The sequence below is a fragment of the Pseudomonas sp. L5B5 genome (assembly GCF_020520285.1).
Taxonomy (GTDB): domain Bacteria; phylum Pseudomonadota; class Gammaproteobacteria; order Pseudomonadales; family Pseudomonadaceae; genus Aquipseudomonas.
The window spans coordinates 551,540-575,453 of sequence record NZ_CP084742.1; the positions used below are offsets into that span (position 1 = coordinate 551,540).

Sequence of the window (23,914 nt, forward strand, 5' to 3'; positions counted from 1 at the left end):
CTTGGAGCTGCTGCCCATGAATCTTTCCGGTCCTTTCATCAAGCGCCCGGTGGCGACCATGCTGCTGTCAGTGGCGATCATGCTGCTGGGGGGCGTCAGCTTCGGCCTGCTGCCGGTGGCGCCGCTGCCACAGATGGATTTCCCGGTGATCGTAGTCCAGGCCAGCCTGCCCGGGGCCAGCCCCGAAGTCATGGCATCCACCGTGGCGACGCCCCTGGAGCGTTCCTTCGGCGCCATCGCCGGGATCGACACCATGAGCAGCCGCTCCAGCCAGGGCTCGACCCGGGTGATCCTGCAGTTCGACCTGGATCGCGATATCGATGGCGCGGCGCGGGAGGTGCAGGCGGCGATCAACGCTTCGCGCAACCTGTTGCCCAGCGGCATGCGCAGCATGCCCACCTACAAGAAGGTCAACCCGTCCCAGGCGCCGATCATGGTGCTGTCGCTGACATCCGACGTGCTGGAGAAGGGCCAGCTCTACGACCTGGCCTCGACCATCCTGTCCCAGAGCCTGTCCCAGGTGCAGGGCGTGGGCGAGGTGCAGGTCGGCGGCAGTTCCCTGCCGGCGGTGCGCATCGAGCTGGAACCGCAGTTGCTCAACCAGTACGGGGTGGCCCTGGATGATGTGCGCAATGCCATCGCCAATGCCAACCAGCGCCGGCCCAAGGGCTCGGTGGAAGATGGCCAGCGCCTGTGGCAGATCCAGGCCAACGACCAGTTGGAGAAGGCCCGCGACTACGAGCCGCTGATCATCCACTACAGCAACGGCGCGGCCCTGCGCCTGAAGGATGTGGCCAGGGTCACCGATGGGGTCGAGGATCGCTACAACAGCGGTTTCTTCAACGACGATGCGGCGGTGTTGCTGGTGATCAACCGCCAGGCCGGGGCCAACATCATCGAGACGGTGAAGGAGATCAAGGCCCAGTTGCCGGCGTTGCAGGCCGTGCTGCCGGCCAGCGTCAAGCTCAACCTGGCGATGGACCGTTCGCCGGTGATCAAGGCCACTTTGCACGAGGCCGAGATGACCCTGCTGATTGCCGTGGCCCTGGTGATCCTGGTGGTGTTCCTGTTCCTGGGCAATTTCCGCGCCTCGGTGATCCCGACGCTGGCGGTGCCGGTCTCGCTGGTCGGAACCTTCGCGGTGATGTACCTGTATGGTTTTTCCCTGAACAACCTGTCGCTGATGGCGCTGATCCTGGCCACGGGATTGGTGGTGGACGATGCCATCGTGGTCCTGGAGAACATCTCCCGGCATATCGACGAGGGCGTTAAACCCTTGCAGGCGGCCTACCTGGGGGCCAAGGAGGTGGGCTTCACCCTGTTGTCGATGAACGTCTCGCTGGTGGCGGTGTTCCTGTCGATCCTGTTCATGGGCGGGATCATCGAGAGCCTGTTCCGCGAGTTCTCCATCACCCTGGCGGCGGCCATCGTGGTTTCGCTGGTGGTGTCCCTGACTCTGACGCCGATGCTCTGCGCCCGCTGGCTCAAGCCCCATGTTCCGGGCCAGGAGAACGCGCTGCAGCGCTGGAGCCGGCGCAGCAACGAGTGGATGGTGGGCAAGTACGCCACCAGCCTGGACTGGGTGCTGCGGCACAGGCGCCTGACCCTGCTCAGCCTGCTGCTGACCATCGGCGTCAACGTCGCCCTGTACGTGGTGGTGCCCAAGACCTTCATGCCCCAGCAGGACACCGGCCAGTTGATCGGTTTCGTCCGGGGTGACGACGGCCTGTCCTTCAGTGTGATGCAGCCGAAGATGGAGATCTTCCGCCGTGCCGTGCTCAAGGACGAGGCGGTGGAGAGCGTGGCCGGTTTCATCGGCGGCTCCAACGGCACCAATAACGCCTTCATGCTGGTGCGCTTGAAGCCCATCAAGGAGCGCAGCATCTCGGCGCAGAAAGTCATCGAGCGCTTGCGCAAGGAAATGCCCAAGGTGCCCGGTGCCCAGCTGATGCTGATGGCCGACCAGGACCTGCAGTTCGGCGGCGGCCGCGAACAGACCACCTCGCAGTACTCCTATATCCTGCAGAGCGGCAACCTGAGCGAGTTGCGCGAGTGGTATCCGAAGGTGGTCGCGGCGCTGCGGGCCTTGCCCGAACTGACCGCGATCGATGCCCGGGACGGCCACGGTGCCCAGCAAGTGACCCTGATGGTCGACCGCGACCAGGCCAAGCGCCTGGGGGTGGACATGGACATGGTCACCGCGGTGCTCAACAACGCCTACAGCCAGCGGCAGATATCCACCATCTACGACAGCCTCAACCAGTACCAGGTGGTGATGGAGGTCAATCCCAAGTACGCCCAGGACCCGATCACCCTGAACCAGGTGCAGGTGATCACCGCCGACGGTGCGCGGATCCCGCTGTCCACCATCGCCCATTACGAAAACAGCCTGGAGGACGACCGGGTCAGCCATGAGGGGCAGTTCGCCTCGGAAAGCATCTCCTTCGATATGGCCGAGGGCGTCACGGTGGAGCAGGGCACCGCCGCCATCGAGCGGGCGATCGCCAAGCTGGGCATGCCCGAGGACGTGATCATCAAGATGGCCGGCACCGCCGATGCCTTCGCCGCGACCCAGAAGAGCCAGCCGTTCATGATCCTCGGGGCGCTGCTGGCGGTGTACCTGGTGCTGGGTGTGCTCTACGAGAGCTACATCCACCCGCTGACTATTCTCTCCACCTTGCCCTCGGCCGGGGTCGGCGCCTTGCTCTCGATCTACCTGCTGGGTGGCGAGTTCAGCCTGATCTCGCTGCTGGGGCTGTTCCTGTTGATCGGGGTGGTGAAAAAGAACGCGATCCTGATGATCGACCTGGCGTTGCAACTTGAGCGGCACGACAAGCTCGACCCGTTGCAGTCGATCCGCAGCGCCTGCCTGCAGCGCCTGCGGCCGATCCTGATGACTACCCTGGCGGCGATCCTCGGCGCCTTGCCGCTGCTGCTGGGCACTGCCGAGGGCTCGGAAATGCGCCAGCCCCTGGGCCTGACCATCATCGGCGGCCTGGTCTTCAGCCAGATCCTGACCCTCTATACCACCCCGGTGGTCTACCTCTATCTCGACCGCCTGCGCCACAAGTTCAACCACTGGCGTGGGGTCCGTACCGATGCTGCTCTGGAAACGCCGTTATGACCCAACATCCGTCCCGTCCCGTTTCGCCGCTGTCCGCCCAGTGCCTGGCCATGGCCCGGGGCTCGCGGGTCTTGAGCCTGGGCCTGTGCGCCGTGCTGCTCAGTGCCTGCGCCATTGGCCCCGACTACCAGCGCCTGCAGGTGGCCGAGCCGGCCCAGTACAAGCAGGCCCAGGGCTGGCGCCAGGCCAACCCCAGCGATGCCCTGGCTCGCGGCGCCTGGTGGGAGTTGTATGGGGATACCCAGCTCAACGACCTGGTGGCCAGGCTCAACAGCTCCAACCAGAGCGTTGCCCAGTCCGAGGCGCAATACCGCCAGGCCCAGGCGCTGGTGCGCAGCTCTCGCGGGGCGTTCTTTCCCAGTGTCGACCTGAGTGCCGGCAAGACCCGCGCCAGCCAGGGAACCGGCAGCAGCAGTTCGGCCCTGAGCAGCTCCAGCAGCGGCATCCGCGATACCTACAACGCCCAGTTGGGCGTGAGCTGGGAGGCCGATGTCTGGGGCAAGCTGCGCCGAGGGCTGGAAGCCAATGAAGCCAGCGCCGAGGCGAGCTTCGCCGACCTTGCGGCCATGCGCTTGAGCCAGCAGTCCGAACTGGTACAGAACTACCTGCAACTGCGGGTGATCGATGAGCAGAAACGCCTGTTGGAAGCCACCGTCGCGGCCTACCAGCGGTCACTGACCATGACCCAGAACCAGTACCAGGCCGGGCTGGCCGGCAAGGACGCGGTGGCCCAGGCCCAGACCCAGCTCAAAAGCACCCAGGCCGACCTGGTCGACCTGATCTGGCAGCGGGCGCAGTTCGAGAACGCCATTGCCGTGCTCATTGGCGTACCGCCGGCACAGTTCGAGCTGGCCGAGGCCCGCAGTGTCCCGGTGTTGCCCCAGATTCCCCTGGGCGTGCCGTCGCAATTGCTCGAGCGCCGCCCGGACATCGCCTCGGCGGAGCGCGCGATGATGGCCGCCAACGCCAATATCGGCGTGGCCAAGGCCGCCTACTACCCGGACCTGACCCTGAGCCTGGCCGGTGGCTACAGCAGCAGCACCTACGCCGACTGGATCAGCCTGCCGAATCGCTTCTGGTCGGTGGGACCGAAGCTGGCCATGACCCTGTTCGATGGCGGCAAGCGCTCGGCTGAAGTGGATCGCACCGAGGCGGCCTATGACCAGACCGTGGCCAAGTACCGGCAGACGGTGCTCGACGGCTTCCGCGAGGTGGAGAACTACATGGCCCAGCTCAAGGTCATGGAGGACGAGGCGGGGATTCGCCAGGAAGCCCTGGGCTCGGCCCGCGAGGCCCTGCGCCTGAGCGAGAACCAGTACAAGGCCGGGCTGATCGGCTACCTCGACGTGGTCACCAGCCAGACCACGGCCCTGAGCAACGAGCGCAGTGTCCTGAACCTGTTGCAGAGCCGGCTGATCGCCAGCGTGCAGTTGGTCGCGGCCATGGGGGGCGGCTGGGATGGCCAGTTGCAGGCCAGCGAGCAGAAGTAGTGCAAAGCGCGGCCACCAGCCACCCGGCGATGTGGCTGGTGGCGCGTCCGCCTGAACGAGGATGACCCGCAAGCGACAGTATCCTGTGCCATGGCCGAAAACCGGGATGTACCCGGTAAATACCTGGCGATGGCCTGCAGGCCGCTACCTTGAGCGCATGAAGGCCATGTCCATGGGGCTTGTAGGGGCTTGCGGACCCTCTGTCAGACTAATGGCCTTTTGCTAACTTTCTGGATGCGTTATTTCACGCAATCAGTACAATCTGCGGTTTTGCCCGCCGCGCAGGCATGTCGGCACAACGGCCAAGAGACGCTTAATGCTCATCGGTAGCTACTCCTCCGCACTGGTCCTGATCTCCATTTTCGTGGCGATTCTCGCCTCCTATACCGCTCTGGACCTCACCGGACGCATCGCCACTGCCCAGGGGCGTGCCGTGTATCTGTGGATGGGCGGCGGAGCCCTGGCCATGGGAGTCGGCGTATGGTCCATGCACTTTATCGGCATGCTGGCGTTTTCCCTGCCCATTGACCTGGGCTACGACATCGGCCTGACGGCCCTGTCGCTGCTGATTTCCTTCCTGTCCTGTGGGTTCGCCCTGTGGCTGGTGAGTCAGCCGAGCCTGCCGCTGATGCAGTTGCTATTTGGGGCGCTGATCATGGGGGCAGGGATCAGCGGCATGCACTACACCGGCATGGCGGCCCTGCGCATGCAGCCGGGGATCGACTACGACCCGCAGCTGTTCGGTGCCTCGCTGCTGATCGCCTTCGGTGCATCCCTGGCGGCGCTGTGGATTGCCTTTCGCCTGCGCCAGAACACCCCCTATGTGCGCCTTGCACGCACGGGCGCGGCCATCATCATGGGTTTCGCCATCGTCGGCATGCACTACACCGGCATGGCCGCGGCACGGTTTGGCGGTGGCAGCTTCTGCGGTGCCCTGGTCGATGGTTTGAGCGGCAAGGGCCTGGACAACCTGGTGCTGATCACCACCCTGGCGGTGCTGATCATCGCCTTGCTGACCTCGGTGCTCGATGCCCGGCTGGAGGCGCGCACCGCAGTGCTGGCCCAGTCCCTGACCGAGGCCAACAAGGAACTCACCCAGCTGGCCCTGCATGACACCCTGACCGGGTTGCCCAACCGCATCCTGCTGGCCGACCGCATCGACCAGGCCATGCACCGGGTCACTGCCCACGGTGGCTGCTTTGCGTTGATGTTCATCGACCTGGACGGCTTCAAGCCGGTCAACGATGCCTTTGGCCACCACATGGGCGATCAGTTGCTGCGCGAGGTGGCCCAGCGCCTGCGCGAGGATTTGCGCAGCGAAGATACCCTGGCCCGCATCGGTGGCGACGAGTTCGTCCTGCTGGTGCAGCTTGCCGAACCAGACGATGCCTTGCGCCTGGCGTCGCGCCAGGTGGGCCTGGTGTCCCGTTCGTTCCGGGTGGTCGAGCATGACCTGCAGATTTCCGCCAGCATCGGCATCGCGGTGTATCCGGGCAACGGACACAGTGCCCAGGAGCTGCTGATGAATGCCGATGCCGCCATGTATCACGCCAAAGGCACCGGCAAGAACGGCTACAGCTTTTTCGATGTCTCGATGAACAACAATGCCCGGCGCCAGCTGCAGCTGCTCCAGGACTTGCGCAACGCCCTGAAACATCAGCAGTTCCGCCTGCACTACCAGCCCAAGTTCGACGCCACCAATGGCCAGCCGGTGGGCGCCGAGGCGCTGTTGCGCTGGGAGCACCCGCAGCATGGGCTGTTGATGCCGGACAAGTTCATCGAGTTGGCGGAAAAGACCGGCCTGATCATCCCCATCGGCGAGTGGGTGCTGGACGAGGCCTGTCGGCAGATGCAGGAGTGGTACGCCCAGGGGTACACCGACTGGCGCATTGCGGTGAACCTGTCGGCCGTGCAGTTCTGCCATGGGGGGCTGGTCAACAGCGTCTCCAGCACCTTGCAGCGCTACAACCTGTCTGCCAACAACCTGACACTGGAGATTACCGAGACCACGGCGATGCACGATGCCGATGTCAGCATGATCGTCCTGCAGCAACTGGCGGACATGGGCGTGGACTTGTCCATCGACGATTTCGGTACCGGTTACTCGAGCCTGATGTACCTCAAGCGCCTGCCGGCCAACGAACTGAAGATCGATCGTGGTTTCGTCCGCGACCTGGAGCATGACAGCGACGACGCCGCCATCGTTTCGGCGATTGTCGCCCTGGGCCAGGCCCTGGGGCTGCGGATTGTCGCCGAAGGCGTGGAGACCGGTGTGCAGCGAACCTTCCTCACCCAGTTGGGGTGCGATTCGTTGCAGGGGTACTACCTCGGCCACCCGATGCCCCCCGAGCACTTCTTGCAGGGTCTGCGCCAGAAGGCGTAGCCGCTGCCCCGACCCCTCGATCTTCCTGACACCCCCCGTTTGCCAGGCCCCGCGCCCACTGTTCAGGCATGCGCAGCCTGGGTCAGCGGCTACAGGAGCAGGTCGGCGGGTGCTGACGGTTTCCATCACCGGCCACGCGGTGTTTAATGGCTCGCGTCGAAATGATCAGTGGGGGAGTTGGCAGCATGGACAAAGTCATCGTCATCACCGGTGGCGGGCGAGGTATTGGCGCAGCCACGGCACTGCTGGCCGCGCAACAGGGGTTCAAGGTGTGCATCAACTACCAGGCCGACGAACAGGCCGCCCAGCAGGTCCTGGAGCAGGTTCGTGGCCTGGGCGTCCAGGCGATCGCCGTACGGGCCGATGTCAGCATCGAGGACGAGGTCATCGGTCTGTTCCAGCGGGTCGACAGCGAACTGGGCCGGGTCACCGCCCTGGTCAACAACGCCGGCACTGTGGGGCAGAAGTCGCGCCTCGAGGACATGTCCGAGTTCCGTATCCAGAAGATCATGAAGACCAATGTCATGGGGCCGATCCTCTGCGCCAAGCATGCGGTGTTGCGCATGTCCCCGCGCCATGGCGGGCAGGGCGGCAGCATCGTCAATGTCTCATCGGTGGCGGCGCGCCTGGGTTCGCCCGGCGAGTACGTGGACTACGCCGCCTCCAAGGGCGCGCTGGACACCTTCACCATTGGCCTGTCCAAGGAAGTGGCGGGCGAGGGCATCCGGGTCAATGCAGTGCGCCCGGGCTACATCTACACCGACTTCCATGCCCTGAGCGGCGATGCCGACCGGGTCAGCAAGCTGGAGTCGGCGATCCCCATGGGTCGTGGCGGGCGCCCCGATGAAGTGGCCGAAGCGATTGTCTGGTTGCTCTCGGACAAGGCTTCCTACGCCACCGGCACCTTCGTCGACCTGGGCGGCGGTCGCTGAGCCCTGATCCGGCCTCCTCACTTGAGCCGGCCTTGTGGCAATTGGTCGCTCAAGTGCGCAGCATTGCCCTATGGCGAGGGAGCTTGCTCCCTCGCCACAACGGACCTTGTCACCACAACAAGCCTCACGCCTGCGAAATGCTTCGAGCATACGACCTTGCGGACGCCGTCGCTGGCACGCCAGCGACGGCGGTTTCCTTCAGCTGGCGCGGCGGCGGCCGGGGCCGATCAGCAACGCCAGCAACAGCCCCAGCACGCTGAGCCAAAAGCTCATCAACAGCGGCACCAGGTACCCCAGGGTTTCCCCCGGGAGGGTGCAGCTGTAGCCATATCCGTAGCCTTGTTCATGCGCCCAGACGCCCGGTGTGGCGCTCAGGTCCACTGGCGCCGAAGGCGCGGGTTGCTCATCGGAGAACCCCAGGTTCGAATGGCTCGCGCTGCGCCTTTCCAGCTGTTCGATGGCCTGCAACTGGGCGTCGTTGCAGCGGTTCTGCGCCCAACTTCCGACCACCACCAGGGTGGTCAACAACAGCAGCAGAGGCACCGGGTAGTAACGCCGGGTGCGCAGCAGGGGCGCCACCAGCAGCCCTGCGAGGAAGCCGGCCAGCAGCAGATTGACCCAGTACCAGGGGCCGCTTTCCCAGCTGGGCGGTATCAGGTACATCAGCAGCGGGGGCAGGACAACGCGGGCAAACAGCAGGCACAAGGCGGCCGCGAGCAGCGTGACCACTAGAGTCTTGATCCAGGATTTCATGGCGACTTCATCGTTGGAATGAGGGAGAGGCAAAGGCCGCGCATCAGTCCTGCGTGGCCAGTTCGGGAATCGGCGGCGGGGTGAAGCGCCGGGCATAGTCGAGCAGGTCCCGGGGGAAGATCATGTGCTTGACCGCGCTGTCGTCCAGGCCGTAGAGGTAGACCACCGCCGCGGCTTCAAAGGCCCAGTAGCCGAAGTAGGAACCGTCGTCACCGTTCAGGTGGCTGTCGTGCCAGGGGGCCTGTTCGAACGCCTCGTACCACTGGTTGCAGTACTCCACCAGCAGCTCCCGAGGCTCGTCCGGGTCTTCACTGTAGATCGCCCAGATCAGGGGCGAGTAGAGGGTGTGGTACCACTCATCGAGGTCTTCACGATCCGGCAGGTAGGCCTTGAGCAGATCCTCGACCAGGGTGTCCTGGCCGCCAAAGCCGGCGCGGTCCTGCAACAGTGCCATGCGGGGCAGCAGGTCGCTGCGCTGCAGCAGGATGCACAGGCTGATGACCTGGACATATTCCTCGTACTCGTCGGGATAGTCTTCGATGTTCAGCGGCGCGATATCCGGCCGTTCTTCATAAACCTCCATCTTGCGCTGGTAGTCTTCGTAGCCTTCGATCACCCCGTCCAGTTCCCGGGCCAGTTGCTCCATGGGAGCACCGCCGGTGTAGCCCAGGATCAAATGGTGCAGGCGCGCGCTTCGCACCGTGGAGGCCTTTAGGGAGGCTTCCTGCTCGGGGCTGTCGGCCATCATCGAGTGGGTCTGCCAGTGGGCCTCTTCGCCGGCCAGGCTTTCCAGGTAGCTGTGGTACTGCTTGTGGCTGAGAAACACTTGTCTGCGGTTCATGTCGGTGCCTTGTCTCAGTACACGGGAATCAGGGTGAAGGGCGCCTTGCGGTGCGAGGCTTCCAGCAGCAGGGTCGGCAGATCGACCTCGGCCGGTTCCAGCTCCAGCTCCTGCAGCTCTTCTTCCAGCTGCTGCGCATCGGCCGCCAGGGCAACGATCGGCAGGCGCAGGTAGGGCCGTGGGTCTTCCCCGTAGTAGATCTTCACCGGGCCCTCAGGAATGCCTTCCAGGCGGGCAAAACCTTCTTCGTCGAGGTTGCCCTCGGCTTGCGAGCCGTCGCTGAAAACAGCTCGATAGGCAGCGCCGGGCACCGGCTCCAGGTTGGGGTAGTGCAGGTTCAGCTCCAGCCAGTGCCCCTCGCCAGTGAGATGTTCCATGCCCTGGTTGATGTCCTGGGCGATGCTCGCGGCGTCGTGGGTTCCGGGTTGTGGCGCGGCGGTGATGGTCGTTGGGCGCGGTTCCAGGGTGGACTGAGGCTTGGATACCAGGGCCGGGCCGCGGCTGTGGGCGGCGGCCGAGTTGTTGCGCTGCTCGGCGATCCACGGGGCGATGCGCTCTTGCACCGACACCATGAGGAACTCGGTGTGTTCGCAGGCTTCGTTGAGGTTGTGCAGCACCAGGCGCTGCTGCTGGGGCGTCAGGCCGTTGAAGGTGCTGGAGGCGCTCACGCCGCTGATGATCTGCGGTAGTTCCTCGGCCAGGCGCTGTGGGTCAAGGCACTTGTCCAGCAACTGTTCGGGGCTGGTCTTGAGGCGGCAGGCCAGCAGGGTGTAGCGGATCATGTCGAAGAGCTTTTCGGCGTGGCGCTGGGGTGCGCGGTTGATCAGGCGCAGAAGGGTCTTCAGGCCTTGTCCCGGGCCGGGGATCCAGCCGATCAGGGCCAGGGCCAGGTCGAAGAAGGCGTCTTCTTCATCCTTGGGGTTGTTGATGGCATCCAGTTCAAATATTGCCTGGATACAGTCGTAGGCGTTGAGTTCCTGGGTCAGCAGCGGCAGGCGGCCGCGTTCGATGGCCTTGAGCAGTTCGGCCTTGGCCTCTGGATAGTCGTCGTAATACAGGTCTTCGACCATGACGTGTTCCTTTCCCTGGAAAATGGAGCGCGGATGCTGCACCAATGCCCGGCTGGGGGCAAGCTGTTTACACCCGAGCCGCTGCCGAGCGGGCGAGGCTGCGCCAAGGCCCGCAGGGCCTTCAGCGTTCGATCAGCCTGGTGTGATGGCGACCGCTGCGCGCTCGTGCGCAGCCTGCGGCAGTGGCTACATGAAGCGTTTGCTGGGTTTATCTAGAACGAGCGGATGATCCGCCCCAGGGTTTCCATGGCCTTTTCCGCCGCCTCGTTCCAGGGGCTGCCGTAGTTCAGGCGAATGCAGTTGCGAAAGCGCTGGGTCGGGGAAAAGATCGGCCCGGGGGCAATGCTGATGCCCTGGGCCAGGGCCATCTGGAACAGTTTCAGCGAGTCCATCTGCGGCGGCAATTCCAGCCACAGGAAGTAGCCGCCGGCCGGCTGGCTGACCCGGGTCTGGGCCGGAAAGTGCCGGGCGATCGCCGCCAGCATGGCGCTCTGCTGTTCTTCCAGCGCATAACGCAGCTTGCGCAGGTGACGATCATAGCCGCCGTGCTGCAGGTAGTCGGCGATTGCCGCCTGGGCCGGCATCGAGGCGCACAAGGACGTCATCAGCTTCAGCCGTTCGATCTTCTGCGCGTAGCGTCCGGCGGCCACCCAGCCGATGCGGTAGCCCGGGGCCAGGCTCTTGGCGAAGGAGCCGCAGTGCATCACCAGCCCCTCGGTGTCGAAGGCCTTGGCTGGTTTCGGCGCCTGCTGGCCGTAGTACAGCTCGGCGTAGACATCGTCCTCGATCAGCGGCACCTGGTGCTGGCGCAGCAGCTCCACCAGCTCCTGTTTCTTGGCCTCGGGCATGCTGGCGCCCATGGGGTTCTGGAAGTTGGTCATGCACCAGCAGGCCTTGATGGGGTGGCGCTCCAGGGTCTGGGCCAGTACCCCCAGGTCGATGCCGTCCCGTGGGTGCACGGGAATTTCCACCGCCTTGAGCTTGAGCCGTTCCAGTACCTGCAGGCTGGCGTAGAACGCCGGCGCCTCGATGGCCACCAGGTCGCCGGGTTCGGTCACCGCCTGCAGGCACAGGTTCAATGCCTCCAGGGCGCCGTTGGTGATCAGCAACTCCTCCATGGGCAGCATCAGCCCCGCCACCATGTAGCGCAGGGCGATCTGTCGGCGTAGCTGCGGATTGCCCGGCGACATGTCGGTGACCACCACCCGCGGGTCCATCTCCCGGCTGGCGCTGGCCATGGAGCGGGACAGGCGCTGGAGGGGGAACAGGGTCGGGCTGGGGAACGCCGAGCCAAAGGGCACGGTGCTCGGGTCCTTGATCGAGTCGAGCACCGAGAACACCAGCTCGCTGACATCGACCTCGGTGGATTCATTGACTTCGCTGCTGATCACCGGCTCGCAGAACGGGCTCGGTGCGTGGGCATTGACGAAGTAGCCCGAGCGCGGCCGGGCCCGGATCAGGCCGCGGCGTTCGAGCAGGTAGTAGGCCTGGAACACCGTCGACGGGCTGACCCCGTAGGTCTGGCTGGCATAGCGCACCGAGGGTACGCGCTGACCCGGGCCCAGGACCCCGGATCGGATCAGCTCGGCGATGTCGTCGGCGAATTTTTCGTAGCGTTTCATCTGCGGTGCAAGATCCAGTCTGGTCATCGGTGCGACATGCGTAGGGTAGCGAGAGAAAAGGGCCGCGACCCGCGGGCGCCAGGGTGGAGCAGGGCGCCTGCGGGTGCTCGTTACGTGGCCTGGGATATCCCTCGCCACGCCATTCTAGAGGTTCAGCGGTTCAGCGGCGCGACAAAACGACTGGCCGCCACGGCCTGGATGCTCGGCTCGTCGCTGTCGCTGACCTTGAAGCTGATGCCCTGGGAACTGCTTTGTGCGCGTTCCTGGAGCAACGCCACCGAGACCGGCAGGTCGATGATTTCCCCCGGGGCCAGGCTCAGTTCGGTCTTGCCTTGCAGCTCGAAACCTTCGCCATCGACCAGGGCCACCTTGTACTGCTGGCGTTCCTGGGTCTTGTTGATGATCTTCAGGCTATAGATGTTCTCGATCTGCCCCAGGGCGTTCTCGCGGAACAGGCCACGGTCCTTGGTCACGTCCAGGGAGACCATCGGCCGTTGCACCAGGGCCAGGGCCAGGGCGCCGATCATGACCAGCATCACCACGCTATACCCCACCAAGCGTGGGCGCAGCAGGTGGGTCTTGCCTCCTTGCAGTTCATGTTCGGAGGTATAGGAGATCAGGCCGCGGGCATAGCCCATCTTGTCCATGATCGAGTCGCAGGCGTCGATGCAGGCCGCACAGCCAATGCATTCCATCTGCAGGCCGTCGCGGATGTCGATGCCGGTCGGGCAGACCTGCACGCACACCTGGCAATCGATGCAGTCGCCCAGCCCGACGTCGGCCGGCTTGACATCGCGCTTGCGCGGGCCGCGGCTCTCGCCCCGGGCCGGGTTGTAGGAAATGGTCAGGGTGTCCTTGTCGAACATCACACTCTGGAAGCGTGCGTATGGGCACATGTGCATGCACACCGCCTCGCGCATCCAGCCGGCATTGATATAGGTGGCGGCGGCGAAAAACAGCACCCAGAACAGGCTCAGGCCACCGATCTGCAGGGTCAGCAGTTCCTGGGCCAGGGGCCGGATCGGGGTGAAGTAGCCGACGAAGGTCAGGCCGGTCAGCACGCTGATACCCAGCCACAAGGTGTGCTTCAGGGCCCGGCGCACGAGCTTGTTGGCTCCCCATGGAGCCGCCTGCAGCTTGATTCGCTGGTTGCGGTCGCCTTCCGTGACCTTCTCGCACCACATGAACAGCCAGGTCCATGAGCTCTGCGGACAGGTGTAGCCGCACCACACCCGGCCCGCGAACACCGTGATGGAGAACAGGCCGAACGCGCAGATGATCAGCAGCGCCGAGAGGAGGATGAAGTCCTGGGGCCAGAACGTGGCGCCGAAGATGTGGAACTTGCTTTCGGCCAGGTCCCACAGGACCGCCTGGCGTCCGCCCCAGTTCAGCCAGACGGTACCGAAGAACATCAGGAACAGGAAACCCGCGCCACTCATGCGCAGGGTGCGGAACAGGCCGCTGAAACTACGGGTATAGACGTGCTTGTCGGTGCTCTTCGTCTTCATCTGTTTAGGGCGTGAAGGTTCGAAGGTCTCTACTAATCGGACGGGGATTCTTTCGCTCATGGTCGTTCGCTCATCAGCCTCCATCAGGCCGCGCAACTATGACCACGGATCTGTTTGCATAACAGACTCAGCTATTTGATAAAAAAGCGGATCAGATGGCCCCTTGAGGAGACCTGCGACAACTTGCTGCACCCCGGCAAGTTCCCCGGGACCTGGCCCCGCAGCCTGATGGCACAGGGCTACGGGGCGGGCTGTGATCCAGGTCAGTCAAATCACCGAATCACCGTCGGTGGCCTTGAGGTGGCGGCGGCTGTCAGTGGCACCTGCTACGGTCAAGGCGTCGGCTTCTGCTTCGGTGATGTAGATCCGCTCGCCCTTGATCTCCACTGCCGACATCGACTTGGCGCTGTCGGTGATGATGGTCACGGCACTGGCGGGCAGGCGTTCGTGCAGGGTCTGGGTGTCGAAATAGCAGTCTTGCTGGTCGATGCGCAGGCTCATGTCGGGTACCTCCAGGCAATGGGCATATTCCTTAGGTCTCCGGGGCGCGGCCAGGGTTCGCTGCTGGCGATCAACGGTGCCCGGCAGTGATTGCGGTTCAGAGGCCTGGCACCTTTTGCCGGGCGCTGCGGTCCACCGCTCACACGCCCTCGTGTTGCGCCGATGGCCGGCACGGGTTCCTGGAGGAGCGATCGATGGACGCCTGGTGGTATGAAGTCTGGCTGACCCTGCAAGCCGAATTCGCCGATATCGGCGATGCCCGGCAACTGACCCGGATCGTCCTGCGCCTGCTGCTGGCGGCAGTGCTGGGCGCAGTCCTGGGGTTCGAACGAGAACAGAAGGGCAAGGCCGCCGGGGTGCGCACCCACATGCTGGTGGCCATGGGGGCTGCGCTGTTCGTGCTGGTGCCGAGCTTGTCCGGGGCCCAGTCCGATGCCATGAGCCGGGTGCTCCAGGGGGTCATCGCCGGGATCGGGTTCCTGGGGGCCGGCACGATTCTCAAGGGGCGCGAAGAAGACCAGGGCCAGCACGTCAAGGGCCTGACCACGGCCGCCGGGCTGTGGATGACTGCGGCCATCGGCGTCGCTGCCGGCATGGGCCGTGAATCCACGGCACTGCTCAGCACGTTGCTGGCGCTGATGGTGTTCAGCCTCATGCCAGTGATCGTGCGACGCCTGGAAAAACCCTGAGCAGGGCCGGCTGCAATCTATGCTTGCTGCGCGCCGGCCGTGCATCGGTCAGTTACGGGCCACCACGGGCTGGTGTGGCACCGGCGGCTCGACCTGGGGCGGCGGAATGCTGTCGGGCGGTTCCTGTTCGGGCACCGCCGGCGGCTCGCTGGGCGGCAGGGGTGGCTGGTCGATGTTCGGATCAGGGGGTTCTGCCGGAATCGGGATACTCATGGTCTGGCCTCCTTTGTGCTTGCAGATGCACGGGCTCGTCCGGTGGACCGCGGGTCGATGCATTTGATTCCCGCCGCTTCTGCGATCAATTGCGCTGAACTTTCGGCGACGGGGGTGGCTCGGAACCTAGGTATGTCGATTCGGCGTTTCACCGGGGCATTGCCGGCCCTGCCAAAGGAGCGTCGAAGACGCGTGAAAGGGGTAATGCTCGATGACAGCAGAAAAACCGACCGAACAGCAGTACCAGCCGCACCTGCCCTTGTCCCAGGCGTTGCTGCTGCCGCGCATCGCCATCGAGGACGTCAGCCCGGTGCTCGATGGCGGACAGTTCGCGGTCAAGGCAACGGCCGGCCAGCAGGTCGAGGTGGCGTGCAAGGTCTTTGCCGATGGCCATGACAAGCTGGCCGTGCGGGTGCGCTGGCGCGCCGAACAGCAGGCCGACTGGGACAGTCGAGTCCTGGAGGACCAGGGCAACGACGGCTGGCTGGGGCACTTCCCGGTGCAGCAGGTGGGCCGTTACCGCTACTGCATCGAAGCCTGGATCGATGGCTTCGCCAGCTTCTGCTACGAGCTGGAGAAAAAACACCTGGCCGCGCTGCCCCTGAGCCTGGAGCTGCAGGAGGGCCGGACCCTGGTCCTGCAGGCCGCGGAGCGCAGCGAGGGTGCGTTGGGTGAGCAATTGCACAGCCTGCACCAGCAACTGGCCGGATTGCTTGAGGCCGAGCAGGTGGCGCTGTTTCTCAGTGCACAGAGCGCGCGATTGATGGCCGAGGCCGACCTGCGTCCCTACCTCAGCCTGAGCCCCGAGTACCCAGTGGACGTGGAGCGCGAGCGGGCGCAATTCGCCAGCTGGTATGAGCTGTTTCCCCGTTCGATCACCGACGACCCCAGTCGCCACGGTACCTTCAACGATGTGCATTCGCGCTTGTCGATGATCCACGACATGGGGTTTGACGTGCTGTATTTCCCGCCGATTCACCCCATTGGCCGGCGCCATCGCAAGGGCCGCAACAACGCCCTGGTCGCCGCTGCGGATGATCCTGGCAGCCCCTATGCCATCGGCAGCGAAGAGGGCGGGCACGAGGCGATCCATCCGCAACTGGGCAGCCGCGAGGATTTTCGCCGGCTGGTCGCCGCCGCCGCCGACCACGGCCTGGAAATCGCCCTGGACTTCGCCATCCAGTGTTCCCAGGACCATCCCTGGCTGAGCCAGCACCCGGGCTGGTTCAACTGGCGCCCCGACGGGACCATCAAGTACGCCGAGAACCCGCCGAAGAAGTACCAGGACATCGTCAACGTCGACTTCTACGCTGCCGACGCGATTCCCGGCCTGTGGCTGGAACTGCGCGACATAGTGCTCGGCTGGGTCGAGGAGGGCGTGGCGATCTTCAGGGTCGACAACCCCCATACCAAGCCGCTGCCGTTCTGGCAGTGGTTGATCGACGATGTGCGCAGCCGTCATCCGCAGGTGATCTTCCTCGCCGAGGCCTTCACCACGCCGGCGATGATGGCGCGCCTGGGCAAGATCGGTTACTCCCAGAGCTACACCTACTTCACCTGGCGCAACACCAAGAGCGAGCTGGCCAGCTATTTCAGCGAACTCAACCGCTCGCCGTGGCGCGAGTGCTACCGGCCGAACTTCTTCGTCAACACCCCGGACATCAACCCCGGGTTCCTGCACGACTCGGGCCGCCCTGGTTTTCTCATCCGCGCGGTGCTGGCCACCATGGGCTCGGGCCTGTGGGGCATGTACTCGGGGTTCGAGCTGTGCGAGTCGGCGCCACTGCCGGGCAAGGAAGAGTACCTGGACTCCGAGAAGTACGAGATCCGCCCGCGGGACTTCTCGGCCCCGGGCAACATCATCGCCGAGATCGCCCAGCTCAACCGCATCCGCCGGCAGAACCCGGCGCTGCACTCGCACCTGGGCCTCAAGCTGTACAACGCCTGGAACGACCGGATCCTGTACTTCGGCAAGCGCAGCGCCGACGGCGGCAATTTCGTGCTGGTGGCCGTCAGTCTCGACCCTTTCAACCCTCAGGAGGCGCATTTCGAGTTGCCCCTGTGGGAACTGGGCCTGGCCGACGATGCCGCTACCCAGGGCGAGGACTTGATGAACGGCCACCGCTGGACCTGGTACGGCAAGGTCCAGTTCATGCGCCTGGAGCCGGCGCAGCCGTTCGGCATCTGGCGCATCAGCATCGATTGACCCGGCAACGCCCCAGGCCGTCTTCGCCAGCCCTCGTCTCGGCGGCGACAGTCGGGCGCAGCCCTCTGGACAATTTCAGGAGTGAGCAATGGCCAAGAGAACCCGACCCGCAACCTTCATCAAGGACCCGCTCTGGTACAAGGACGCGGTGATCTACCAGGTGCACGTGAAGTCCTATTTCGACGCCAACAACGATGGGGTCGGTGACTTTCCCGGGTTGATCGCCAAGCTGGACTACATCAAGGAGCTGGGGGTCAACACCATCTGGCTGTTGCCGTTCTATCCCTCGCCACGGCGCGACGACGGCTACGACATCGCCGAATACCGGGGTGTCAGTCCCGACTACGGCACCCTGGCGGATGTCCGGCGCTTCATCGCCGAGGCCCACAAGCGCGAGCTGCGGGTGATCGCCGAGCTGGTCATCAACCACACGTCCGACCAGCACCCCTGGTTCCAGCGGGCGCGCAAGGCCAAGCCGGGTTCGGCCGCGCGCAACTTCTACGTGTGGTCCGATGACGATCAGAAGTACGCCGGCACGCGGATCATCTTCCTCGACACCGAGAAATCCAACTGGACCTGGGACCCGGTGGCCGGCCAGTACTTCTGGCACCGCTTCTATTCCCACCAGCCCGACCTGAACTTCGACAACCCGCAAGTGATGAAGGCCGTGCTCTCGGTGATGCACCACTGGCTGGACATGGGCATCGACGGCCTGCGCCTGGACGCCATTCCCTACCTGATCGAGCGCGATGGCACCAACAACGAGAACCTGGCCGAGACCCACGATGTGCTCAAGCGCATTCGTGCCGAGATCGATGCCCACTATCCGGATCGCATGCTCCTGGCCGAGGCCAACCAGTGGCCCGAAGACACCCAGCTGTATTTCGGCCAGACCAGCGGCAACGGCGCTGACGGCGACGAATGCCACATGGCCTTCCACTTTCCGCTGATGCCGCGCATGTACATGGCCCTGGCCCAGGAGGACCGCTTCCCGATCACCGACATCCTGCGCCAGACCCCGGAAATCCCGGCCAATTGCCAGTGGGCGATCTTCCTGCGCAACCACGATGAGCTGACCCTGGAGATGGTCACCGACAAGGAGCGCGACTACCTGTGGAACTACTATGCCGCTGACCGCCGGGCGCGGATCAACCTCGGCATCCGTCGGCGCCTGGCACCGCTGATGGAGCGCGATCGCCGGCGCATCGAGTTGCTCAACAGCCTGCTGCTGTCGATGCCCGGTACCCCGACCTTGTACTACGGCGATGAAATCGGCATGGGCGACAACATCTATCTGGGCGACCGTGACGGCGTGCGCACGCCGATGCAGTGGTCGATCGACCGCAACGGCGGTTTTTCCCGGGCCGATCCGGCGAGCCTGGTGCTGCCGCCGATCATGGACCCGCTCTACGGCTACCAGTCGGTGAATGTCGAGACCCAGTCCGGTGATCCCCACTCGCTGCTCAACTGGACCCGCCGCCTGCTGGCGGTGCGCAAGCAGTCCAAGGCCTTTGGCCGCGGCACCCTGAAGATGCTGTCGCCGAGCAACCGGCGGATCCTCGCCTATACCCGTGAATACACTGCGCCCGATGGCCGGCAGGAGGTGATCCTGTGCGTGGCCAACGTCTCGCGCAGCGCCCAGGCGGCGGAGCTGGACCTGTCGACCTTCGCCGGCCGGGTACCGGTGGAGATGCTTGGCGGCAGCGCCTTCCCGCCCATTGGCCAGCTGAACTTCCTGCTGACCCTGGCACCCTACGGTTTCTACTGGTTCGTCCTGGCGAGCGAGCACCAGATGCCCAGCTGGCATGTGGAGCCGGCCCAGGGCCTGCCGGACTTCACCACCCTGGTCTTGAAAAAACGCCTCGAAGAGCTGCTGGAGACGCCGTCGCGCACCACCCTGGAACAGGAAGTGCTGCCCAGCTGGCTGCCCAAGCGCCGCTGGTTCGCCGAGAAGGACAGCGCCGTGGGCCAGGTGCGCCTGGTCTATGGCGTGCGCTTTGGCGATCCGCAGCATCCGGTGCTGCTGGGCGAGATCGAAGTCACCAGCCAGGGGCGCAGCCAGCGCTACCAGTTGCCCTTCGGCCTGCTGGCCGAAGACCAGATCAGCAGCGCCTTGCCCCAGCAACTGGCCATGTCCCGGGTACGGCGTGGACGCCAGGTGGGGCTGATCACCGATGCCTTTGCCCTCGACAGTTTCGTGCGCAGCGTGCTGCAGGCCCTGCAATCCCGGGTCCGGCTGGACACCGACGCCGGGCAGATCCGCTTCGAGGGCAGCCCGCAGCTGCAGGCACTGGGGTTGGAGGCCGACGCCGACGTGCGCTACCTGTCCGCCGAGCAATCCAACAGTTCGGTGGTGGTGGGCGGTAGCCTGGTGCTGAAACTGATCCGCAAGGTGGCGGGGGGCATCCACCCGGAACTCGAAATGGGCGCGTTCCTCACGCAAGCGGGGTTTGCCCATATTTCGCCGCTCCTGGGCTCGGTGGTCCGGCGCGACGAGCAAGGCGAGGATCACTTGCTGATGATCGCCCAGGGTTACCTGAGCAATCAGGGCGATGCCTGGGAATGGACCCAGAACAACCTGGAACGGGCGATCCGTGACGAATTGGCCAGCGCCGTCTCCGAACAGGAGCAGCACTACAACGCCCTGGCCGAGCTCCGGGATTTTGCCGGGCTGCTGGGCCAGCGCCTGGGTGAAATGCACCTGTTGCTGGCAGCGCCCGGCAGTGCCCCGGACTTTGCGCCCCAGGCCTACACCGAGAAGGACGTCCAGGCCTGCCAGCGGCAGATCACCGGGCAATTGGAACGCGGCTTGCAGTTGCTCGAAGAGCATCAGGACGGCCTGGCCGAGGCCGATCGCCACCTGTGCAGGCGCCTGTTGCGGCACAAGGCGCGGATTCTCGCGCAGGTCGGGCCACTGGCCGCACAACTGCTGGGTGGTTTGCGCATCCGGGTGCATGGCGACTTGCACTTGGGCCAGGTACTGGTGATCAAGGGGGATGCCTACCTGATCGATTTCGAAGGCGAGCCGGCTCGGCCCCTGGCTGAGCGGCGAGCCAAGCACAATCCCTATAAGGATGTCAGTGGCGTGTTGCGCTCCTTCGACTATGCAGCGGCCTTGGCCCTGGAAGCACCTGCGGTGGATGGCGCCGCAGGCGCCCAGGCGGCTCGGCACGCCGTGGTACAGCGCTACCTGGCCGAGTCCCGGCAGGCCTTCGTTACAGCGTACCGGCTGGCGACGGCTAACCTTGCCCATGGCTGGCAGGCGTCGGCGGCCGATGCGGCCCTGGTGCTGTTCAGCCTGGAGAAGGCCGCCTATGAGCTGGCCTACGAAGCGCAGAACCGGCCCGCCTGGCTGCACGTGCCGCTGCGCGGCCTGGCTGGCCTGGTGAGTGAACCAACGGATCTTTCCGACATTGATGGAGAACAGCCATGAGTTTCTCGAACCGGGAGCAGGAGCGGCAGCGCGGGACGGTGCTCCCTTCGGCGGGGGCCATCGAGGCCCTGGTGCGGGCCGAGTACAACGATCCGTTCGCCATCCTCGGCCCCCATGACGACGGTGCCGGCGGACAGGTGATCCGGGCTTTCCTGCCCGGTGCCTTGAGTGTCCAGGTGCTGGACCGCGACCAGCAGCAAGTGCTGGGCAACCTGGACGCCGGCGAGGTGCCAGGGCTGTTCGTCGGGCATTTTCCAGAGGTTCGGCCCTACCTGCTGCGTGTCCAGTGGGCCGGTGGCGAGCAGGTCAGCGAGGACCCCTACAGCTTCGGGCCGCTGCTGGGCGAAATGGACCTGTACCTGTTCGCCGAAGGCAATCATCGTGACCTGGGCAGTTGCCTGGGGGCCCAGCTGGCCACGGTGGAAGGTATCGACGGTGTGCGCTTCGCGGTCTGGGCGCCCAATGCCCGGCGGGTCTCGGTGGTGGGCGATTTCAACGTCTGGGACGGGCGCCGCCATCCGATGCGCCTGCGCCATCCGTCCGGGGTCTGGGAGTTGTTCATCCCGCGCCTGCACGCTGGCGAGTCGTACAAGTACGAGATCCTTGGCCCCGACGGCATCCTGCCGCTCAAGGCCGACCCGATGGCCCTGGCCACCCAGTTGCCACCGGACACCGCCTCGAAAGTCGCGGCGCCGCTGGCGCTGGACTGGCAGGACCATGACTGGATGCTGGCCCGCGGCGAGCGCCAGCGGGTCGACGCACCACTGGCGATCTATGAGCTGCACGCCGGTTCCTGGCAATGCGAGGTCGACGACCTGGGGGAGGTGGCTCGCTACTACAGTTGGGCCGAGTTGGCCGAGCGGCTGATTCCCTACGTCAGGGACCTGGGGTTCACCCATATCGAGCTGATGCCGATCATGGAACACCCCTTCGGTGGCTCCTGGGGCTACCAGCCCCTGGCGCAGTTCGCCCCGAGCGCGCGCTATGGCACTCCCGAAGACTTCGCCGCCTTCGTCAACGCCTGCCACCTGGCGCAGATCGGGGTGATCCTGGACTGGGTGCCGGCGCATTTTCCCACGGACGCCCATGGGCTGGCACAGTTCGACGGCACCGCGCTTTACGAGTACGGCAACCCCCTGGAAGGATTCCACCAGGACTGGGACACCCTGATCTACAACCTGGGGCGTACCGAGGTTCACGGCTTCATGCTGGCCTCGGCCCTGCACTGGCTCAAGCATTTCCATGTGGATGGCTTGCGGGTGGACGCGGTGGCCTCGATGCTCTACCGCGATTATTCACGCAAGGCCGGGGAGTGGGTGCCGAACCGTCACGGCGGCCGGGAAAACCTCGAGGCCATCGAGTTCCTGCGTCATCTCAACGATGTGGTGGCCCTGGAGGCCCCGGGTGCCCTGGTGATTGCCGAGGAGTCCACCGCCTGGCCCGGGGTCAGCCAGGGCACCGACCATGGCGGGCTGGGGTTCGCCTACAAATGGAACATGGGCTGGATGCACGACTCCCTGCACTACATCCAGCAAGACCCGGTCTATCGGGCCCACCATCACAACGAGCTGAGCTTTGGCCTGGTGTACGCCTGGTCCGAGCGTTTCATCCTGCCGATCTCCCATGACGAGGTGGTGCACGGCAAGCATTCGCTGATCGACAAGATGCCCGGCGACCGCTGGCAGAAGTTCGCCAACCTGCGGGCCTACCTGAGCTTCATGTGGACCCATCCGGGCAAGAAGCTGTTGTTCATGGGGTGCGAGTTCGGCCAGTGGCGCGAGTGGAATCATGACCAGCAGCTGGACTGGTACCTGTTGCAGTATCCCGAGCACCGCGGCGTGCAGCAGTTGGTCGGCGACCTCAACCGCCTGTACCGGCAATACCCGGCGTTGCATGAGCAGGATCATCTGCCCCAGGGCTTCCAGTGGCTGATTGGCGATGATGCGATCAACAGCGTGTATGCCTGGTTGCGCTGGAGCCGCAGTGGCGAGCCATTGCTGGTGGTGGCCAACTTCACTCCGGTGCCGCGCCAGGGCTACCGGGTGGGCGTGCCCTTGGCGGGGCGCTGGAGCGAGGTCCTCAACAGCGATTCGCAGCTGTACGCCGGGTCCAACTACGGCAACGGCGGCGAGGCTTTCAGCGAAGAGCAGGAGAGCCACGGCCAGGCCCTGTCCCTGGTGCTCAACCTGCCGCCTCTGGCGGTGCTGATCCTGCGTCCTGGCCACTGAGCCTAAGGCCCTGCGGGCCTTGTCGCAGCCTCGCCCTGGCTCGACAGCGGCTACAGGGTTTCATGTAGCCGCTGCCGCAGGCTGCGCACGGGCGCGCAGCGGCCGTGGAGGCAGGCGTGGCGACGCGCCTGCCGGGTGGTGTCGAGTGGCTGCATTCCTCGGTGGGGTGGTCAGAGGCTGGCGGCGGCCTCGGCAATCAAGGCTGCCACGGCATCGGGTTGCGAGGCCAAGGAGGCATGGCTGGCGTCCAGGCGGATCACCTTGCGCGCATTCAGGCGTGCGGCCATGTGTTCCTGGTTTTGCGGGGCGATCATGCGATCAGCGCTGGAGACCTGGTACCACGAGGGTTTGTCGCGCCAGGCCGGGGCTCCCAGGGTATCGCCGAACGTGCTGGCCAGCGGGGCCTTCTGGGTCAGGCCCATGACCAGCCCCTCCTGGGCGGGCAGGTCCTGGCAGAAACTCTGCCCGAAGCGTTCCGGGCGTACCCAGAGGTAGCCGTCGCTGTCGGGTTCCAGGTTGGCCGCCGCCTCGGGAGGAAATGCCTGGCTCAGGCTGCCGGGGCTCTCGCCTGCGTCAGGGGCGAAGGCGGCGATGTAGACCAGGCCGACGACATTGGCCGCATGCCCGGCCTGGGTGATCACCGCGCCACCGTAGGAATGCCCCACCAGCAGCACCGGCCCGGCTTGCTGGGCCACCAGCTTGCGGGTGCGCTCGACATCGTCGGCCAGAGAGGTCAGGGGCAGTTCCACGGCACGGATCTTGTGATGACCCTGGTCCAGCAGTTGCTCGATGACCCGGTTCCAGTGGGCGGCACCGCCCCAGAAGCCGTGGACCAGGACGATCGTGGGTTTTTCGCTCATGGTATCGCTCCTCATCTCGGGGGCAGGTGCGGTCCCGGGGCGGATGTCCCGGGGCTTGCCC

The 23,914-nt window shown here is 65.1% G+C and carries 16 protein-coding genes; 8 read left to right on the plus strand and 8 right to left on the minus strand.

Features of this window, described 5'->3' with window-relative positions:
- Positions 1-16 precede the first annotated feature (16 nt).
- The 4 genes from LGQ10_RS02465 (at position 17) to LGQ10_RS02480 (ending at position 7,929) form a co-directional block, all read left to right on the plus strand.
- Positions 17-3,124, plus strand: a complete 3,108-nt coding sequence (locus LGQ10_RS02465; RefSeq protein WP_058434461.1) for an efflux RND transporter permease subunit — start codon at positions 17-19, stop codon at positions 3,122-3,124.
- Positions 3,121-4,614, plus strand: coding sequence for an efflux transporter outer membrane subunit (locus LGQ10_RS02470; RefSeq protein ID WP_319003941.1), 1,494 nt, complete (start codon positions 3,121-3,123; stop codon positions 4,612-4,614). The genes LGQ10_RS02465 and LGQ10_RS02470 overlap by 4 nt, the downstream gene beginning before the upstream one ends.
- Positions 4,615-4,930: 316 nt before the next feature.
- Positions 4,931-6,997, plus strand: coding sequence for a putative bifunctional diguanylate cyclase/phosphodiesterase (locus LGQ10_RS02475; protein WP_226524576.1), 2,067 nt, complete (start codon positions 4,931-4,933; stop codon positions 6,995-6,997).
- Between the two features lie 185 nt (positions 6,998-7,182).
- Entirely contained in the window at positions 7,183-7,929 is a 747-nt protein-coding gene (locus tag LGQ10_RS02480) for an SDR family oxidoreductase (RefSeq protein WP_058436655.1), read from the plus strand.
- Between the two features lie 198 nt (positions 7,930-8,127).
- Here LGQ10_RS02480 and LGQ10_RS02485 read toward each other — a convergent pair whose 3' ends face one another.
- The 6 genes from LGQ10_RS02485 to LGQ10_RS02510 all read right to left on the minus strand — a co-directional run bounded on the left by LGQ10_RS02485 (position 8,128) and on the right by LGQ10_RS02510 (position 14,224).
- The gene (locus tag LGQ10_RS02485; RefSeq protein WP_226524577.1) at positions 8,128-8,682 is read right to left on the minus strand and encodes a hypothetical protein; all 555 of its coding nucleotides are present in this window, start codon (positions 8,680-8,682) and stop codon (positions 8,128-8,130) included.
- Positions 8,683-8,725: 43 nt separating this feature from the next.
- Positions 8,726-9,523 carry a PoNe immunity protein domain-containing protein gene (locus LGQ10_RS02490; protein ID WP_226524578.1) on the minus strand — a complete coding sequence of 266 codons (798 nt, stop codon included), beginning with the start codon at positions 9,521-9,523 and terminating at the stop codon, positions 8,726-8,728.
- A gap of 14 nt (positions 9,524-9,537) precedes the next feature.
- Complete coding sequence (locus tag LGQ10_RS02495) at positions 9,538-10,593, minus strand: hypothetical protein (protein WP_226524579.1); 1,056 nt, start codon at positions 10,591-10,593, stop codon at positions 9,538-9,540.
- A 212-nt stretch (positions 10,594-10,805) separates the two neighbouring features.
- Complete coding sequence (gene mapR / locus LGQ10_RS02500; RefSeq protein ID WP_226526076.1) at positions 10,806-12,215, minus strand: GntR family transcriptional regulator MpaR; 1,410 nt, start codon at positions 12,213-12,215, stop codon at positions 10,806-10,808.
- 152 nt (positions 12,216-12,367) lie between these two features.
- Positions 12,368-13,783, minus strand: a complete 1,416-nt coding sequence (gene ccoG, locus LGQ10_RS02505; protein ID WP_226524580.1) for a cytochrome c oxidase accessory protein CcoG — start codon at positions 13,781-13,783, stop codon at positions 12,368-12,370.
- Between the two features lie 207 nt (positions 13,784-13,990).
- Positions 13,991-14,224: a DUF3203 family protein gene (locus LGQ10_RS02510; protein ID WP_226524581.1), complete on the minus strand. Its 234-nt coding sequence runs from the start codon at positions 14,222-14,224 to the stop codon at positions 13,991-13,993.
- Positions 14,225-14,418: 194 nt separating this feature from the next.
- Here LGQ10_RS02510 and LGQ10_RS02515 point away from each other — a divergent pair, with 194 nt between their 5' ends.
- Positions 14,419-14,913, plus strand: coding sequence for an MgtC/SapB family protein (locus tag LGQ10_RS02515; protein WP_226524582.1), 495 nt, complete (start codon positions 14,419-14,421; stop codon positions 14,911-14,913).
- Between the two features lie 48 nt (positions 14,914-14,961).
- Here the strand turns inward: LGQ10_RS02515 and LGQ10_RS02520 are convergent, their stop codons facing one another.
- On the minus strand, positions 14,962-15,126 hold the full coding sequence (locus tag LGQ10_RS02520) for a hypothetical protein (protein WP_226524583.1): 165 nt from the start codon (positions 15,124-15,126) through the stop codon (positions 14,962-14,964).
- 211 nt (positions 15,127-15,337) lie between these two features.
- Here LGQ10_RS02520 and LGQ10_RS02525 point away from each other — a divergent pair, with 211 nt between their 5' ends.
- From LGQ10_RS02525 to glgB, 3 genes are all read left to right on the plus strand, one after another.
- A complete protein-coding gene (locus LGQ10_RS02525; RefSeq protein ID WP_226524584.1) occupies positions 15,338-17,332 on the plus strand; it encodes an alpha-1,4-glucan--maltose-1-phosphate maltosyltransferase in 1,995 nt (664 codons plus the stop codon).
- Between the two features lie 88 nt (positions 17,333-17,420).
- The gene (gene treS, locus LGQ10_RS02530; protein ID WP_226524585.1) at positions 17,421-20,765 is read left to right on the plus strand and encodes a maltose alpha-D-glucosyltransferase; all 3,345 of its coding nucleotides are present in this window, start codon (positions 17,421-17,423) and stop codon (positions 20,763-20,765) included.
- Positions 20,762-22,993, plus strand: coding sequence for a 1,4-alpha-glucan branching protein GlgB (gene glgB / locus LGQ10_RS02535; RefSeq protein WP_226524586.1), 2,232 nt, complete (start codon positions 20,762-20,764; stop codon positions 22,991-22,993). Before treS ends, glgB begins: the two co-directional genes overlap by 4 nt.
- A gap of 170 nt (positions 22,994-23,163) precedes the next feature.
- Here glgB and LGQ10_RS02540 read toward each other — a convergent pair whose 3' ends face one another.
- Positions 23,164-23,853: an alpha/beta hydrolase gene (locus tag LGQ10_RS02540; RefSeq protein ID WP_058437277.1), complete on the minus strand. Its 690-nt coding sequence runs from the start codon at positions 23,851-23,853 to the stop codon at positions 23,164-23,166.
- Between the last annotated feature and the right edge of the window lie 61 nt (positions 23,854-23,914).